This is a genomic window from Streptomyces sindenensis, from assembly GCF_014649035.1.
Taxonomy (GTDB): domain Bacteria; phylum Actinomycetota; class Actinomycetes; order Streptomycetales; family Streptomycetaceae; genus Streptomyces; species Streptomyces sindenensis.
This window is the reverse complement of record NZ_BMSG01000016.1, coordinates 59,155-76,276: the sequence shown is the minus strand read 5'-3', so window position 1 is coordinate 76,276 and position 17,122 is coordinate 59,155. Positions and strand designations below refer to the sequence as shown.

Here is a 17,122-nt window from a genome sequence, read left to right as displayed (position 1 = left end):
GCGAGTCACGTCCTCGCGGGGGCTCTCCGTTCCTCCGCCTGCCGGAGTGAAGGTTGAGAAGACGATCACGAGGCAGGACGATTCCGGCGGGCCGGCGTCGCTCAGGGGGCGAGCAGCAGCACGTCCGCGCGCTCCTTGGCCGCCGCGTAACGCTTGGCCACGTCCTGCCAGTTGACGACCTGCCACATTGCCTCGATGAAGTCCACCTTCTGGTTCTTGTACTGCAGGTAGAAGGCGTGCTCCCAGGCGTCGAAGACGAGGATCGGGACCGAGCCCTGGCCGACGTTGCCCTGGTGGTCGTAGACCTGCTCGACGATCAGCTTCCCGCTGACGGGCTCGTACGCGAGCACGCCCCAGCCCGAACCCTGGGTGGTGGCCGCGGCCTTCGTCAGCTGGGACTTGAAGCCCGCGTAGGAGCCGAAGGACTCCGCGATCGCGTCGGCGAGGTCGCCCACGCCGTCCGCCGCGAGGGGCTCGCCGCCGCCGTCGCCGGTCATGTTGTGCCAGTAGATCGAGTGCAGGATGTGGCCGGAGAGGTGGAACGCGAGGTTCTTCTGGAGGCCGTTGATCGCTCCCCAGGCCCCCTTGTCGCGGGCCTCTTCCAACTGCTCCAGGGTGTCGTTCGCGCCCTTGACGTACGCGGCGTGGTGCTTGTCGTGGTGCAGCTCGATGATCTGCGGGTTGATGACCGGTTCGAGCGCCGCGTAGTCGTACGGGAGTTCCGGGAGCGTGTACGTGGCCATGGTTCGAACCCTCCGACTGCTGGGAATGCCGTCCAGTTGTTATTGCAACCTATATGCAGGAGCAATCTACGAGCAGGCTAACAGCAGGACGGTCCGCGAAGTGATCAGCCCTTCGGCCTAGGACCAGCGACCCCGCCCTTCCTCTGTTTTGTCGCGTAAAGGTGATTTGCTCCTTCTTCAGCGCTGCGTACGCCGTCGCGCGTTTGGTCCCGTCGTTCCGGGGGACCCGGCCCAGCAGCCGGGCGGCCGGTGCCGGGACCGCGTGCGCGCGCCGCCCGCAGACCCGCCCACCCCGCTGACCAGGAGGACTCGATGGCACCCCCCAACGCCCCCGAAGCGACGGACGGCCCGGACCGTGGCCGCGATCCACGACTGGCCCGACCCCTGGCCGAGGCGGCGGGCTGGGGACCGCTCGACGTCCGCGCCGTCGACACCGTGCGGGTGCTCGCCGCCGACGCCGTGCAGAAGGCGGGTCACGGCCATCCGGGCACCGCGATGAGCCTGGCCCCGCTGGCGTACCTGCTGTTCCAGCAGGTGATGCGGCACGACCCGGCCGACGACCAGTGGATCGGCCGCGACCGCTTCGTGCTCTCCTGCGGCCACTCCAGCCTCACGCTGTACATCCAGCTCTATCTGAGCGGGTACGGGATGGAGCTGGACGATCTGAAGGCGCTGCGCACCTGGGGCTCGACCACCCCCGGCCATCCCGAGTACCGCCACACCCGGGGTGTCGAGATCACCACCGGGCCGCTCGGGCAGGGGCTCGCCTCCGCCGTCGGCATGGCCATGGCGGGGCGCCGGGAGCGCGGTCTCCTCGACCCCGACGCGCCCGCCGGCACCAGCCCCTTCGACCACCATGTGTACGTCGTCGCCTCCGACGGCGACCTGATGGAGGGCGTGACGTCCGAGGCCAGTTCGCTCGCCGGACACCAGGAGCTCGGCAACCTGATCGTCTTCTACGACTCCAACCACATCTCCATCGAGGACGACACCGACATCGCCTTCAGCGAGGACGTCACCGCCCGCTACGCCGCGTACGGCTGGCACGTCCAGACGGTCGACTTCACCCGGACCGGTGATTACGTCGAGGACGTCGACGCCCTGCTCGCCGCCGTCGAGGCCGCGAAGAGCGAGAGCGGCCGACCCTCCCTGATCCTGCTCCGTACGATCATCGGCTGGCCCGCGCCCACCAAGCAGAACACCGGCAAGGCCCACGGCTCCGCGCTCGGCGACGACGAGGTCGCCGCCACCAAGAAGCTGCTCGGCTTCGACCCGGACGCCGACTTCACCGTCGAGGACGACGTACTGGAGCACGCCCGCGCGGTCGTCGAGCGAGGGGCCTCCGCCCACCGCGCCTGGGAGCCCCGCTACCAGGTGTGGCGCGCCGCCCACCCCGAGCGCGCCGCACTTCTCGACCGGCTGCGGGAACAGAGGCTGCCGGAGGGCTGGACCGACAGCCTGCCCGTCTTCGACCCCGACCCCAAGGGCATCGCCACCCGCAAGGCCTCCGGTGACGTCCTCACCGCGCTGGCCCCCGTGCTCCCCGAGCTGTGGGGCGGTTCGGCCGACCTCGCCGGGAGCAACAACACCACCATGGAGGGCGAGCCGTCCTTCGTGCCGGAGCGGAAGCAGACGGGCGAGTTCCCCGGCGATCCGTACGGCCGCACGCTCCACTTCGGCATCCGCGAGCACGCCATGGGGGCCGTCCTCAACGGCATCGCGCTCCAGAGCCTCACCCGGCCCTACGGCGGTACGTTCCTGATCTTCAGCGACTACATGCGCCCAGCCGTCCGGCTCGCCGCCCTGATGAAGCTGCCGGTCACCTACGTCTGGACCCATGACTCCATCGGCCTCGGCGAGGACGGCCCCACCCACCAGCCCGTCGAGCAACTGGCCGCCCTCCGCGCGATTCCCGGCCTCGACGTCGTACGGCCCGCCGACGCCAACGAGACCTCCGTCTGCTGGCGCACCGTCCTGGAGCACCACGACCGGCCCGCCGGACTCGCCCTGACCCGGCAGCCGTTGCCGGTCCTGGAGCGGGGGGCGGGCTCCTGCGCCCCCGCGTCCGGCGCCGCCCGCGGCGGGTACGTCCTCGCCGACAGCCGCGGCGAGACGCCCGACGTCATCCTCGTCGGCACCGGCTCCGAGGTGCATATCGCCCTGGAGGCCCGGGAGTTGCTGGCCGCCGACGGGGTCGACGCACGGGTGGTCTCGATGCCCTGCCGCGAGTGGTTCGCCGACCAGCCGTACGCGTACCAGGACGAGGTGCTGCCGCCCGGGGTCCGGGCCCGGGTCAGCGTCGAGGCGGCCGTCGCCCAGGGGTGGCGGGACATCGTGGGCGACGCGGGCCGCATGGTCAGCCTGGAGCACTTCGGCGCGTCCGCCGCCTACCAGCGCCTGTACGAGGAGTTCGGCATCACGCCCGCCGCGGTCGCCGAAGCCGCCCGGGAGAGCGTCCGCGCGGCGGCCGGCCCCGTCCGGCCCGGCGGGGAGCGGCCCGGCGCGACCCCGACGGCCGGCGGTACGGGGGATGCCGGGTAGGCCCGACGGCCCCAGGCCGGTGGGGGCGCCGGCCCCAGGGCCGGTGGGGGAGTCGGCCAGGCCCTTGCCCACCGGCCAGGCCCCCCGCCCGGCAGGCCCCATCGGTGAGGCCCCTTGCCCGACAGGCCCCACCGGCCAGGCTCCTTGCCCGACAAGCCCCACCGGCCGAGCCCTCGCCCGGCAGGCCCCATCGGTGAAGCCCCCCCCAGCCAAGCCCCCGCCCGCCGGAAGGGCCTCCCCGCTACCCCCGCAGGTCCTCCCTGGCCTGCACCGCGATGTCCGGGAAGTCCGTCACCACCGCGTCCACGCCCCGCCCGTAGTGGAAGGCGTACTCCGCGAACGCGTCGCCGAACGCGTGCGGGTCCGTGCCTCGGCGGTACGCGGCCGGGAGGTACTGGTTCTCCGCCCGGAACGTGTACGCGCCGACCTTCAGGCCCGCCGCGTGCGCGTCCGCCAGCAGGGTGTTCGGGGGGACCAGCGAGGACTTGTCCGGGCCGATCCAGTCGGCGTACGAGGCGATCTCGCGCAGCCCGGCCGGGGTCATCATGTCCCGGTAGGTGATCCCGTGCCCGTACGGGCCGCCGCTCGTGCCCAGCGCCTGCCACAGCGGGAGGCCCAGGCGGGCGGCGGCCACCCGGCGCAGGCTGCCGGGCTCGAAGGACTGGACGACGCAGTCCCGGGCGGTCAGCCGGTTGCGGCGGATCACCCGGATCAGCTCCTCCTCCAGCGGCAGCCCGATCGAGCGGAAGTACGTCGGGTGCTTCGTCTCCGGGAACACCGCGATCCGTCGGCCCGACTCCCGCGACAGCCGCCGGGCCAGGTCCACGACCTCCTGGAACGTCAGCACCCGGCCCCGCCCGTCGAAGACCGTGTTGCGGTTCCGGACCAGCGGCAGCCGCTCCACCGTGCGCAGCGTCCGCAGCTCGCGCAGCGTGAAGTCCTCGGTGAACCAGCCGGTCACCGTCTTGCCGTCGACCGTCTTGGTGGTCCGGCGGTCCGCGAACTCCGGACGGTCCGCGACATCGGTCGTCCCGCCGATCTCGTTCTCGTGCCGCACGACCAGGACATGGTCCTTCGTCGGCACGAGGTCCGGCTCGATCCAGTCGGCCCCGGCCCGTACGGCACAGGTGTACGCGTCGGCGGTGTGCTCGGGCCGCCAGCCCGCCGCCCCACGGTGCCCGATGACCAGGGGGCCCGCAGGGCGGTGGGGGTGACGGTCCCCGGCGGGGGCGGCGAGCGCCGGGGCGGTGGCCGCGGCGGTGACGGCGGCGGTGGCCAGGAGGATCGAACGGCGCCTGGGGGCAACGGACATGACGGCTCCTCGGGTGGGGTGAGCCATCACGGAAGCGAGAACGGGTGACGGCCCGGGGGACGGCGCCCGGCCCTGCGATGTCCTGTCGGCCACGGATGCGCGCCGCGCCGGGGCCCGGCACCGGAACGCGAGAGGCCGAAAACGCCGGAATGCCGGGCTCCGCCCCGATCGTACGAGGAGGAGCCCGGCATGCGTGGAGGCCGTGCGGGAGCCGTGCGTGCGGCAGTCGTGCCGTAACTACCGCCGCTGTGCCGGGATCTCGGCCGCGGTGCCGGTGCCGGCCTCCGGTCCGGCCTCCGGTCCGGCCCCGGAGCCCGCCCCGGGATCGGCCCCCGTGCCCGTACCGTCGTCGGCTCCCTCGTCGCCCCGCCGGCGCTGACGCAGCAGGCCGAGGCCGATGAGCACCACCGTCAGCGCCCCCGTGGCCAGCAGCTGGTCACGGGTGTCCGGCTGGCGCAGCATCAGCAGGAAGATGCCCACCATGGCCGCGAGGGCGACCATCGTGCCGACGGGGAAGAACCACATCCGCACGACCAGCGTCTGAGGCGCCTCCCGCTCGGTGCGCCGGCGCAGGATCAGCTGCGAGACCGCGATGAAGATCCACACCACCAGGATCACCGCGCCGATCATGTTCAGCAGCCAGGGGAAGACGTCGTCCGGCCGCCAGTAGCTGAGCAGCACGCACAGGAACCCGAAGACCGAGGAGAACATCACCGCGTTGCGCGGCACCCCGGAGGAGATCCTGCCGAGCACCGACGGGCCCTGGCCGCGCGCGACCAGCGAACGGGCCATGCGCGACGCACCGTAGATGTTGGCGTTCATCGCGGAGAGCAGCGCGATGAGGATGACCACGTTCATGATCTGCGCGGCGCTGCCGACGCCCAGGTGGTCGAGCATCGCGTAGAACGGGCCGACCTCGGCGACCTTCGGGTCGTCCCAGGGGACCAGCGTGACGATGACCGCCATCGAGCCGATGTAGAAGACCGCGATGCGCCACATCGCCGTACGGACCGCCTTCGCGACGCCCTGCACGGGGTTCTCGGACTCGGCCGCCGCGATGGTGACGGTCTCCAGACCGCCGTACGCGAACACGGAGGCGAGGAGCCCGATGATGAAGCCGTCCATGCCCTTCGGCAGGAAGCCGCCGTCCCCCGTGAGGTTGCTGAGGCCGGGCGCGTCCGTGTCCGGCAGCACGCCGAAGATCGCCAGCAGGCCGAGCACCAGGAACAGCGTGATCGCGATGACCTTGAGCGCGGCGAACCAGAACTCGAACTCGCCGAAGTTCTTCACGGCGGCCAGGTTCGTGCCCAGGAAGATCACCATGAACAGGGCGACCCAGGCCCACTCCGGGGTTCCCGGCAGCCAGCCGCTGACGATCTGCGCGGCACCGATGCCCTCCAGGCCCACGGCGACGCAGAGCAGGAACCAGAAGGACCAGCCCGCGGTGAACCCGGCCCACGGGCCGATCGCCCGCTCGGCGTGCACGGAGAAGGAGCCGGACGCCGGGTTGGCCGCCGACATCTCGCCGAGCATGCGCATCACCATCATGACGAGCAGCCCGGATATGGCGTACGCGACGATGATCGAGGGTCCGGCGGCGGCGATCCCGGCGCCCGAGCCGACGAAGAGCCCGGCGCCGATCACCCCGCCGAGGGCGATCATCGAGAGGTGGCGCTGCTTGAGGCCGTGGGTGAGCGCGGAGTCCGCCGAGGGCCCTGCGGGAGCCGCGGAGTCTGCGGTGGGGGGAGACGCGGAGGTCCGAGGCATGGACGAGCTCTGTTCGTTAGCTGAGACGGGGGGATGAACCCACAGTCTGAACATCCGTACCGCTCACACGGAACGACTGTCCGCTATACGGTCACCAGGCTCACACAAGGTGCACACGCGCTATCGATCGGTAAACGCCGAGCGCTCCTGGCCGTGCCCCCGGGGCCTCTTGCGGTCCCGCCGCTCGCGCCCCACCGCCACCAGCAGCACCAGCGCCGTCGCCCCCGCCGACCACAGCACCTGCGGCCGGGCCGCGTCGTCGGTCAGCATCAGCAGCAGCACCCCCAGCAGACCGGCCAGCGTCACCCAGGTCAGATACGGGAACCACCACATCCGCAGCGCGAGCGCGGCGGGCGCCTCCTGCTCCAGCCGGGCACGCAGCCGCAGCTGGGAGGCGGCGATCAGCGCCCAGACGAACAGCAGCACCGCGCCGACCGAGTTGAGCATGAAGAGGAACACCGTGTCGGGCCACAGCAGATTGAGCAGGACGGAGACGAAGCCGAACACCACCGACGCCAGCACCGCCCGCCTCGGCACACCACCCTCCGCCCCGGCCTTCCGGGACACCTTCAGCAGCCCGCGCGGCGCCTCCCCGCGCTCCGCCAGCGAGAAGACCATGCGGGAGGAGCCGTACAGATTGGCGTTGAGCGCGGAGAGCAGCGCCACGAACACCACGATGTTCATGATCTGCCCGGCCGACGGCACCCCGATCGCGTCCAGCACCTTCACATACGGGCTCAGCCCGGCCTGCTGCGCGGTCCACGGCAGCACGGTCACGATCACCAGCATCGAGCCGACGTAGAAGAAGAGGATCCGCACCACCGCGCTGCGGACCGCCCGGCCCACCGCGCGCGCCGGGTCGTCCGTCTCGGCGGCGGCGATGGTGACGACCTCCAGGCCGCCGAAGGCGAACACCACGGTCAGTACACCGGAGACGACCCCGCTCCAGCCGTTCGGCAGGAAGCCCCCCTGTCCGGTCAGGTTGGTCATCCCGACCGGGTCGGTGTCCGGCAGCAGGCCGAAGACCGCCAGCCCGCCGAGCACCAGGAAGACCACGATCGCGCCGACCTTCAAGGAGGCGAACCAGAACTCGAACTCGCCGAAGTTCTTCACCGCCGTCAGGTTCGCCACGGTGAACACCACCATGAACAGCAGCACCCACGCCCAGGGTTCGACGGCCGGCACCCAGCCGTGGGCGATCTGCGCGGCCGCCGTCGCCTCCACGGCGAGGACCACGACCAGCAGGAACCAGTACAGCCAGCCGACGCTGAACCCGGCCCACCGCCCGAGCGCCCGCTCCGCGTGCACGGAGAACGAACCGGAGGCGGGCATCGCTGCCGACATCTCGCCCAGCATCCGCATCACCAGCATCGCGAGCGCCCCCGCGATCAGATACGAGACGACGATCGCGGGCCCCGCCACCGCGATCCCGGCGCCCGAGCCCACGAACAGACCCGCCCCGATCACCCCGCCGAGCCCCAGCATCGTCAGATGGCGCTGCTTGAGCCCGTGCGACAGCGGCTCGGCGGGGGCGGCGGGCGAATTGGCGGCAGGGGTGGGGGGAGCCTCGTGCATGGGGTGCGGTTCACTCTCGGATGATTTATGGGGAACCTACAGTCTGGGGCCGGGGTCCCTTTCCCGCCAAAACGGACCCCCACCCGCCCGACCTCCGTGACGAGCGTCACGCGGGAACGCGATTGCGCCGCGGGCTTTGTGTGAATCCCACCAACCCATCAACCACCGCTTTGTGGGCGGCTGATGGTGAACGAGCGTTGACCGGTGGACTAACGTCGGCGGGAGCCCGACCCCACCCCGACCGCCGGGGGCCGCCCCGGCCCACCTGCCCTCACCCGCGGAGTCCCGATGAGCACTGCTGCCGCCCCCGTCCGCTCCGGAGCGGTCCTCGCCGACCTGCTGCCCGCAGCCCGGTACCGCTACGCCGTGGACGCGGCCCTCGTCCTCGGCGGCGCGGCCCTGACCGGTATCGCGGCCCAGATAGCCGTCCCGGTGCCCGGCTCCCCGGTCCCGGTCACCGGCCAGACCTTCGCCGCGCTCCTGATCGGCACCGCGCTGGGTGCCCGCCGCGGCTTCCTCTCCCTCGCGCTGTACGCCCTCGTCGGCATGGCCGGCGTGCCGTGGTTCGCGGAGGCCACCTCGGGGTGGAGCATGCCGTCCCTCGGCTACGTCTTCGGCATGCTCCTGGCCGCCACCGTCGTCGGCGCCCTCGCCCGCCGCGGCGCCGACCGCTCCGTGCTGCGCACCGCGGGCACGATGGCGCTCGGCTCCGCGATCATCTACGCCATCGGCGTGCCCTACCTGGCGCTCTCCACCGGGATGTCGATGAGCGCCGCCGTCGCGGCGGGCCTCACCCCGTTCCTGATCGGGGACGCCCTCAAGGCGGCGCTGGCCATGGGCGTCCTGCCGGCCACCTGGAAGCTGCTGGGCCACCGCGGCTGACCCCCGCTCAGCCCTCGCAAGGCCCTTCGGAGAGGCCCGCCGGATCGTACTGGGAGACCAGGCCGGCGAGCCTCTTCGCCGTTTCCGGCTCGGGCGATCCGGCCGTACGGCCCCCGCCGCCGCGGCAGAAGCTCGCCGACCGCCCGGAGCCCGAGCCCGGCGGCGTATGCCCCGGCCCCCCTCCGTCGTCGGGGGTACGGGCCCGGGGCCGGGTCGGGGAGCCGGCCGGGAAGGCGGCGGGTGCGCAACCCATGAGGGGAGGCTCTCCTTCGCTCGCGTTCCGCGCGGTACGAAGATGAGCCTCCCCGGGAAGCGTGACAGCCTCCGTCAGGTGGGGATCACTTCTCGACGGCCTTGCGGCCGCGCATCTCCCGGACCAGCGAGATGCCCACCACCAGAGCCGCGACCAGCAGCGACAGCACGACCTGCTCGCGGGCGGTGTCGTCGGTCAGCATGTAGACCAGGACGAAGGAGATCGCCGCGATCGTCGCCCAGGTGAGGTACGGGAAGAGCCACATCCGTACGACCAGCCTGCCCGGGGTCTCGCGGAGGATGATCCCGCGCATCCGCAGCTGGGTGAAGCAGATGACCAGCCACACGAAGAGCGCGACCGCGCCGGAGGAGTTCAGCAGGAACTGGAACACCGTGTCCGGCCACTGGTAGTTGAAGAACACCGCCACGAAGCCGAAGACGACCGAGGACAGGATCGCCGCCTGCGGCACCCCGCGCCGGTTGACCGTGGCGAAGGACTTCGGCGCGTCGCCCCTCTCGCCGAGCGAGAAGGCCATCCGGGAGGCCGTGTACAGACCGGAGTTGAGGCAGGACAGCACGGCCGTCAGCACGATGAAGTCCATGACGTTGCCGGCCTGCGGGATCCCGATCGAGTCGAGAGCGGCGACGTAGCTGCCCTTCTCCGGGATCGACGGGTCGTTCCACGGCAGCAACGTCAGTACGACGAAGATCGAGCCGAGGTAGAAGACGGCGATACGCCAGATCACGCTGTTGGTGGCCTTCGAGACGGCCCGCTGCGGGTCGGAGGACTCGCCGGCGGCCAGCGTCACGATCTCACTGCCCATGAACGAGAAGACGACCATCAGCACACCGGTCAGGATGGCGCCCGGCCCCTCGGGGAAGAACCCGCCGCTGTCCGTCAGATGGGCCAGACCCGACCCCGGGTTGTCCGAACCGGGCAGCAGCCCGAAGACCGCGAGGAATCCGACGACCACGAACGCGCCGATCGCCACGGCCTTGATCCCGGCGAACCAGAACTCGAACTCGCCGTAACTGCCCACCGAGACCAGATTGGTGGCGGTCAGCACGACCATCACGATCAGCGCCCAGGCCCACTGGGGCACGCCCGGGATCCAGTTCTCCAGGATCGCCGCGCCCGCCGTGGCCTCGACGGCCAGCACCACGACCCAGAAGAACCAGTACAGCCAGCCGATGGAGAAACCGGCCCAACGGCCCAGCGCCTGGTCGGCGTAGGCGGAGAAGGAGCCGGAGCTGGGCCGGGCGGCGGCCATCTCGCCGAGCATCCGCATCACGAGGACGACCATCAGGCCGACCATCGCGTACGAGATCAGGATCGCCGGACCCGCGGCCGCGATGCCCGCGCTGGATCCCACGAAGAGCCCGGCGCCGATCACGCCGCCGATCGCGATCATCGAGAGGTGGCGGTTCTTCAGGCCTGCCTGAAGCCCGCCCGACGAGTCCGGCCGGTCCGGCTCACCGGGCTCCTGGCCCGGCTCCGCCAGCGTCGTCTGCGACGTCATGGGGGGATTCCTTACCTTTTCGCGCATGAGGGTCTGCCCTGCTCCGCCGTGGCGTGCTGCCCGTGGGGTGGGCGAAGACAAGGCCACGCATTCAAGCCCGATGCAAGGTGGAAGGGGAACCCCCCTTTCGGATCGTTTGCCTGATCATTGCTTGAGTGGTGTTCGCCACACAAAAATCGGGACCACGCCTGCGAATCATCGAATCGGGGTCTGCGCCCCCCTGACGACCGCCCCGTGAGGGTCGCCCCGCCGAGTTCGTGCCACACTTCGCACCATGCGCGTGTACCTCGGATCCGACCATGCCGGCTACGAACTCAAGAACCACCTCGTCGAGTGGCTCGGCGCTCACGGCCACGAGGCCGTCGACTGCGGCCCCCACATCTACGACGCCCAGGACGACTACCCGCCGTTCTGCCTGCGGGCCGCCGAGAAGACGGCCGCCGACCCGGACAGCCTCGGCATCGTGATCGGCGGCTCCGGCAACGGCGAGCAGATCGCCGCCAACAAGGTCAAGGGCGTCCGCGCCGCACTGGCCTGGAGCGAGCAGACCGCCGCGCTCGGCCGCGAGCACAACAACGCCAACGTCGTCGCGATCGGCGGCCGGATGCACACGGTCGAGGAGTCCACGAAGTTCGTCGAGATCTTCCTCTCCACGCCGTACTCGAACGAGGAGCGCCACACGCGCCGCATCGAGATGCTCTCGGCGTACGAGAACACCGGCGAGCTCCCCCCGATCCCGGCCCACCACCCCCAGCAGGGCTGACCCGCTCCCACTCCTCGCGTGCCGCCGGGTCCCGGACCCGGCGGCACGGTCATGTCACCGCCACCGCCACCGCCACCGTCAACGCCACCCGCCGTCGCACATCGCAGGAGCCCGCCGTGCCCGAGGGACACACCATCCGCCGCCTCGCCGACGACCACACCGAACGGTTCGCCGGCGCACCGGTCCGGGTGAGCAGTCCGCAGGGCAAGTTCTCCGACAGCGCGGCCCTGCTCGACGGGCACACCCTCACCGCCACCGACGCCCACGGCAAGCACCTCTTCCTCGGCTTCGGCGGCACCGGCTGGGTCCACATCCACCTCGGCCTCTTCGGCAAGCTCGGCTTCGGCGCCGCCCCGCCCCCGCCGCCCACCGACACCGTCCGCCTCCGCCTGGTCAACTCCGGCCACTACGCGGATCTGCGCGGCCCCACCACCTGCGCCCTGATCACCGAGCCCGAGAAGCGCGCGATACACGAGCGCCTGGGACCGGACCCGCTGCGCGGCGACGAGGACGGGGAGCGGGCCTGGCAGCGGGTCTCCCGCAGCCGGACCACCATCGCCGCCCTGCTGATGGACCAGAAGGTGATCGCGGGCGTCGGCAACGTCTACCGCGCCGAGGTCCTCTTCCGCCACGGCATTGACCCCTACCGCACGGGCCGCGACCTCACCCGCGCCGAGTGGGAGACGATCTGGGCGGACCTGGTGGAGCTGATGCGCGAGGGCGTACGCCACAACCGCATCGACACCGTCCGGCCCGAACACCTCCCCGAGGCCATGGGCCGCCCGCCCCGCAAGGACGACCACGGCGGCGAGGTCTACGTCTACCGGCGCGCCAACCAGCCCTGCCACATCTGCGGTACGGAGATCCGCACCGCGGACCTGGTCTCCCGCAACCTCTTCTGGTGCCCCCGGTGCCAGCCCACCCGCCCCTCCGACGGCGGAAAAGGCTGAAAACCGCCCGAAGAAGACCGGCGGGAACGCGCGGACGACCCCATTTCGAGCGCATTGTCACCGGGGTCCCCCTGCACCGGAGGCGTCCGGGTGGATAAGGTCCCGGCAGTGGCCCGTAGCGGAGGAACAGACGACTTCTGGGCCCGGTGGCGCAGAAAGATGCACCGGGCCCGTATCGGGCTGCGCAAATCCGGGGTCGACTACTTCCGCGGCGACGGCTCCGACTGGATCGCCCTGGCCGGTCTGCTGCTGACGATCCCGGCCATCACCGTGGCCACCGTCGTCAGCCCGATCTGGGTCGACCCGGCCGCCCTCGCCCTGCCCATCGTGGCGGGCGGCCTCCTGCTGCGCCCCTCCAGCCTGCTGGGCCTGTACGCGACGGCCGCCGGCGCGCTGATCGTCGAGGCGCTCACCCTCGGCCCCTATCTGGACGGCCCCGCCCGGGTCACCCCGGGCACCGTGCTCGTGGTCGCCGCCTGCGGGTTCTTCGGGCTGATCCTCGCCCAGTTCCGGGCCCGGGTCGGCGTGCCCTGGCGGCGCGGCGGCACGATGCTCTTCGACCTGCGCGAACGCATCCGGGTCCAGAGCTCCCTGCCCCGGCTGCCCCAGGGCTGGCACCGCGAGATGGCCCTGCGCCCGGCCGGCGGCCAGTCGTTCTCCGGGGACTTCGTCGTCGCGGCCCGCACCCACGGGGGCCGCACCCTGGAAGCCGTTCTGACCGACGTCTCCGGCAAGGGCATGGACGCGGGTTCCCGAGCGCTGCTGCTGTCCGGCGCCTTCGGCGGGCTGCTCGGCTCCCTGCCCCCGCACGCCTTCCTGCCCGCGGCCAACGGCTATCTCCTGCGCCAGGACTGGGACGAGGGGTTCGCCACCTCCATCCACCTGGTCCTGGACCTGGATTCGGGCGACTACGAGATCTACTCGGCGGGCCATCCGCCCGCCCTCCAACTGCACGCGGGCAGCGGCCAGTGGGAGGAGAAGTCGGGGGAGGGGCCCCTGCTCGGCGTCTACGACGGGGCCGAGTTCGACGCGGTCAAGGGCTCGCTCGCGCCCGGCGACGTCCTGATGCTCTTCACCGACGGTCTGGTGGAGGCCTCGGACCGGGACATCGCCGAGGGCATCGACCGGCTGACCGGCGAGGCCGACCGCTATGTCTCCACCGGCTTCGAGGGCGCGGCCTGGCATCTGATCGAGGCCTGCGCCAAGGACGTCAACGACGACCGGGCGCTGCTGCTGCTCTCCCGCCGGGCCTGAGGCGGCCTCCGGCACCCCCAGGGGCCGGGTGGACCGCGGAAGGCGGAGAGGCGCCCGTCGCCCGGAGTGCCGGGGGTCGGGCGCCTCTCCGCCGTCCGGTGGTGCTCCGCAGGTACCGGTCAGACCGACACCGGGACCTGGTCCTGGTCCTGGTGGCCGTCCTTCTCGCGGCCGCCCGGCAGGATGCGGGCCAGCCAGTGCGAGCGTCCGGCGGCCAGCGGGGCGAGGACGGCGAGCAGGAGGACGTAACCGGCGATGAACGGCGAGAGCCGCTCGTCCAGTCCGGCGGCCGCCGCCATCGTGGCCAGGATGAGCGCGAACTCACCGCGGGCGACCAGTGTGGTGGCGATGTTGGACGTGGCCTGCGCGCCGAAGGAGTAGACCCTGGCCGCCGCGAGGCCGGCCGCGATGTTCATGGCGAGCGTCAGCAGCACGGCCGCCACCACGGGCCACAGCACGCTCGGCAGGTCACCCGGGTCGATGGAGAGTCCGAAGGCGAAGAAGAAGATGGCGCCGAAGGCGTCCCGCAGCGGGTGCACCAGCTTGAGGATGCGGTCGCCCGAGGAGGTGGAGCCGAGCATCAGGCCGACCATGAACGCGCCGATCGCGTCGGCGACGCCGAACATCTCCGAGACACCGGCGATGAATACGGCCACACCCAGGAACGAGATGACGAGGAGCTCGTCGTCCTTGGTGTTCATGAGCTTGCCGATGAGCTTCGTACCGAACCGGGCCGCCAGCGCGAGCAGCAGCAGGAAGCCGAAGGCCTTGCCGCCGTCGGTCAGCGCGGCCGAGAGGCTGTCCGCACCGGACAGGATCGGCTGGAGCGCGGCGAGATACAGGGCGAGGAAGATGTCCTCGACGACGATGATGCCGAGGATCGGACGGGTCTCCGGATTACCGATGCGCCCCAGGTCCACCAGGATCTTGGTGACGATCGCGGACGAGGAGATACCGAGGACACCGGCGAGGACCAGCGCCTCCGAGGTGCCCCAGCCCAGCGCGAAGCCGAATATCAGACCGGCGCCGACGTTCAGGACGAGATACGTCCCGCCCGCGATGGCCATCTTGCGGCCGCCCGTCTTCAGGTCGTCCATGTGGAACTCGAGCCCCAGGTAGAAGAGCAGGAGGACGAGTCCCAGCGCGGAGAGCATCTCCAGGTCGTGCGGGTTCGAGAGGAGCGTGTATCCGGGGGTGTGCGGGCCGAGGAGGATTCCGGCCAGGATGAACAGGGGAATCGTCGGCAGCCCGATACGGCCGCCGAGGCGGGCGAGGACGGCAGCGGCCAGGAAGGCGCCGCCCATGGCGAGGAGGGTGTCTGCGTGTCCGATGAGCCTGGTCCTTCAGGGTCGGTCAAGAATCGGTCAAGGGGGCATCAAGGATCCATCAGTAATTAGTTTACCGAACGATTGACGTTGCAACTATGGATCCGTCGCCTTGCCGGTTTTCGTCCGCTTCGACCGGTCGAGGGATCTCGTCAACAACGTCACCGAAGCGCCGAGTTCGGATCGGGCCCCGGACGCGGCCGTAGGGTCGGCCCATGACCGGACGGCATCTGAGCGTCAACGAGGTGGAGGCCATCGCCCGCGCGGCCCATGCGCGGCAGACCGACAAGGCGGGCCGCCCGTACGTGGAACATCTCGCGGCGGTGGCCGAAGGGGTACGGACGCGCGGCGGCGACGACGGGCAGATCGCGGCGGCCTGGCTGCACGACGCGGTCGAGGACGATGCGCTCTCCGCACAGTGGCTGGCGGACGCCGCCCTGCCCCGGGAAGTGAAGGACATCGTCCTGGCGGTGACCAAGCGGCCGGGGGAGGAGCTGTCCTCGTACACCGCGCGGATCCTGGCCACCCCAGGCGCGCTGCTCGTCAAGGAGGCGGACCTCGCCCACAACGCGGATCCCGCCCGCCTGGCGGTCCTGGACGAGCCGACCCGTACCCGGCTGACGGCGAAGTATGCGCAGGTACGAGGGCTGCTGGGGCTGATCGGCGGCGAATCACCCTCGGACCGAAAGAATCCGGCCAACCCGGAGACGCACTGATCCACCCGCGGCAGGGCCGGCGGGTGGATCGGTGGAGGGCGGTGCAAGGCACCCCTCAAGGGGCGGCGACCAGGTCGGCGGGAGCGCTCGTGCTCCGGGGCTCAGCGCCGTGCGGCGGCCTTCCGGAACGCCCAGTTCATCTCCGGCTCGGTGGCCCATTTCAGCGCGCGGCCCACCAGCGGGGAGCACATGAGCGTCACGGCGACCGCCGCTACGAGCGAGACGACGACCAGCCCGACCGGGCCGGAGAGCCAGGTGTAGTGGTCGAACAGGCCCGCGTACTCGGCCCCCTTGATCAGGAATCCGTGCAGCAGATAGCCGCAGATCGTGCCGGCTCCAAGCACCGTGAACCACCGGGCCCGGCCGGGAACCCAGGCCAGGAAGCCGACCGTCAGGGCCAGTGCGCAGCCGAACGTCGCGAGCGTCATCACCGCGCCCGACCACCACGGGGCGCCCATCTCCTGCGCGCTGTTGGCGCGGTAGAACCAGCCGAGCTGCATGCGCGGGGCGGCCCAGTAGGCGAAGAGCAGCGCGCCGGCGAACAGCGGCAGGGACAGCAGCCGCACCTCGCGCCGCCTGACCCGTTGGAAGTGCTCGGGCTTCAGCAGCAGGCCGAGCACGAAGAACGGCAGGAACTGCAGCACCCGCTGGAGATCGAGGTCGTCGCCGATGTCGGGGGAGACGGAGGCGAGCATCGCGATGGCGAGCGCCACCGGCAGCGGATGGCGGATCGCCTGCCAGATCGGCGTGGTCACCCGCCAGATGAACAGGGCGATCAGGAACCAGGTCAGGAAGAACGGGTCCACCAGACTGATCGCCATGTCGGGCGAATCGTCGGCGTACCGCTTGAAGAGCGAATAGGCCGTCTCGAACAGCACGTACGGCACCGCGACCGAGGTGATCAGCCGCTTCACCTTGGGGGCCGTCATGTCGAACGACCGGGAGAAATAGCCGGAGATGAGGATGAACGCCGGCATGTGGAACATGTACACGATCATGTACAGCGCCCGGGTGGCCCGACTGCCGTCCATCACGGGTTCCCAGGCGTGGGCCACCGCGACGAGGACGATGGCCAGATACTTCACGTTGTCGAAGTAGGGATCGCGCTTCTTCGCCGACGCGGCCGCCGGAGCGGCGGCGCCCGGAGCGCTGGTCCCGGCGGCTGCCCGGGGCGCGGTGGCGGTGAGCGTCTGCTCGTGTCTGGGCTCCGACTCCCGGGTCGCCGGGGGGAGCGGGGCCCTCTGAAATAGGCTCGGAGCTTGGAACATCTAAGGCACCTTAGACCGGTCGATTGCCTCACGTAAAACTACGGGGAGATATCGCGTGTTCCCCTTTGTTCGAATGTGAAACGGTTGAACAGCGCCCGCTATGACCCCTCTTATCCCCCTCAAACAGGGCGTACCGCCTGGGTGTTGACCGGAGTGAATTACGTCGCATCCACGCCGTCAATTGACTGTGAATGAAGTGTGGGGATGCGGAAACGATCGCGGCGACGGATATTCGGCCACCGGATTTTCACAGC

The 17,122-nt window shown here is 70.9% G+C and carries 13 protein-coding genes and 1 pseudogene; 6 read left to right on the top strand and 8 right to left on the bottom strand.

The window, feature by feature from the left end; all coding sequences use genetic code 11:
- Positions 1 to 101: 101 nt before the first annotated feature.
- On the bottom strand, positions 102 to 743 hold the full coding sequence (locus IE145_RS18825; RefSeq protein WP_189526382.1) for a superoxide dismutase: 642 nt from the start codon (positions 741 to 743) through the stop codon (positions 102 to 104).
- Positions 744 to 1,055: 312 nt separating this feature from the next.
- Between IE145_RS18825 and tkt the strand changes: the two genes are divergently transcribed.
- Positions 1,056 to 3,284 (top strand): transketolase, encoded by a 2,229-nt coding sequence (tkt, locus tag IE145_RS18820; protein WP_189526380.1) that lies wholly within the window; start codon positions 1,056 to 1,058, stop codon positions 3,282 to 3,284.
- A gap of 241 nt (positions 3,285 to 3,525) precedes the next feature.
- Here tkt and IE145_RS18815 read toward each other — a convergent pair whose 3' ends face one another.
- The 3 genes from IE145_RS18815 to IE145_RS18805 all read right to left on the bottom strand — a co-directional run bounded on the left by IE145_RS18815 (position 3,526) and on the right by IE145_RS18805 (position 7,938).
- Positions 3,526 to 4,596, bottom strand: coding sequence for a glycerophosphodiester phosphodiesterase family protein (locus IE145_RS18815; protein ID WP_189526379.1), 1,071 nt, complete (start codon positions 4,594 to 4,596; stop codon positions 3,526 to 3,528).
- Between the two features lie 237 nt (positions 4,597 to 4,833).
- A complete protein-coding gene (locus tag IE145_RS18810) occupies positions 4,834 to 6,363 on the bottom strand; it encodes an amino acid permease (protein ID WP_229825652.1) in 1,530 nt (509 codons plus the stop codon).
- A 120-nt stretch (positions 6,364 to 6,483) separates the two neighbouring features.
- On the bottom strand, positions 6,484 to 7,938 hold the full coding sequence (locus IE145_RS18805) for an amino acid permease (protein WP_189526377.1): 1,455 nt from the start codon (positions 7,936 to 7,938) through the stop codon (positions 6,484 to 6,486).
- A gap of 288 nt (positions 7,939 to 8,226) precedes the next feature.
- On the opposite strand from IE145_RS18805, the gene IE145_RS18800 reads away from it, so the two are divergent.
- Entirely contained in the window at positions 8,227 to 8,820 is a 594-nt protein-coding gene (locus IE145_RS18800) for a biotin transporter BioY (RefSeq protein ID WP_189526375.1), read from the top strand.
- A gap of 7 nt (positions 8,821 to 8,827) precedes the next feature.
- On the opposite strand, the pseudogene IE145_RS33430 reads toward IE145_RS18800, so the two are convergent.
- A pseudogene (locus IE145_RS33430) lies at positions 8,828 to 8,965 on the bottom strand (FAD-binding protein); the annotation flags it as partial.
- Between the two features lie 193 nt (positions 8,966 to 9,158).
- Positions 9,159 to 10,592 carry an amino acid permease gene (locus tag IE145_RS18795; protein ID WP_189526373.1) on the bottom strand — a complete coding sequence of 478 codons (1,434 nt, stop codon included), beginning with the start codon at positions 10,590 to 10,592 and terminating at the stop codon, positions 9,159 to 9,161.
- A 274-nt stretch (positions 10,593 to 10,866) separates the two neighbouring features.
- Here IE145_RS18795 and IE145_RS18790 point away from each other — a divergent pair, with 274 nt between their 5' ends.
- The 3 genes from IE145_RS18790 to IE145_RS18780 all read left to right on the top strand — a co-directional run bounded on the left by IE145_RS18790 (position 10,867) and on the right by IE145_RS18780 (position 13,559).
- Positions 10,867 to 11,355, top strand: coding sequence for a ribose-5-phosphate isomerase (locus tag IE145_RS18790; protein ID WP_010062974.1), 489 nt, complete (start codon positions 10,867 to 10,869; stop codon positions 11,353 to 11,355).
- Between the two features lie 116 nt (positions 11,356 to 11,471).
- Entirely contained in the window at positions 11,472 to 12,305 is an 834-nt protein-coding gene (locus IE145_RS18785; RefSeq protein WP_189526371.1) for an Fpg/Nei family DNA glycosylase, read from the top strand.
- A 159-nt stretch (positions 12,306 to 12,464) separates the two neighbouring features.
- Positions 12,465 to 13,559: a PP2C family protein-serine/threonine phosphatase gene (locus tag IE145_RS18780; protein ID WP_373296605.1), complete on the top strand. Its 1,095-nt coding sequence runs from the start codon at positions 12,465 to 12,467 to the stop codon at positions 13,557 to 13,559.
- A gap of 119 nt (positions 13,560 to 13,678) precedes the next feature.
- Here IE145_RS18780 and IE145_RS18775 read toward each other — a convergent pair whose 3' ends face one another.
- Positions 13,679 to 14,863 carry a cation:proton antiporter gene (locus IE145_RS18775; RefSeq protein WP_189526367.1) on the bottom strand — a complete coding sequence of 395 codons (1,185 nt, stop codon included), beginning with the start codon at positions 14,861 to 14,863 and terminating at the stop codon, positions 13,679 to 13,681.
- Between the two features lie 236 nt (positions 14,864 to 15,099).
- Between IE145_RS18775 and IE145_RS18770 the strand changes: the two genes are divergently transcribed.
- Positions 15,100 to 15,600, top strand: a complete 501-nt coding sequence (locus IE145_RS18770) for an HD domain-containing protein (RefSeq protein ID WP_189526365.1) — start codon at positions 15,100 to 15,102, stop codon at positions 15,598 to 15,600.
- A 101-nt stretch (positions 15,601 to 15,701) separates the two neighbouring features.
- Here the strand turns inward: IE145_RS18770 and IE145_RS18765 are convergent, their stop codons facing one another.
- Positions 15,702 to 16,868 carry an acyltransferase family protein gene (locus tag IE145_RS18765; protein WP_189526363.1) on the bottom strand — a complete coding sequence of 389 codons (1,167 nt, stop codon included), beginning with the start codon at positions 16,866 to 16,868 and terminating at the stop codon, positions 15,702 to 15,704.
- Positions 16,869 to 17,122: the final 254 nt, after the last annotated feature.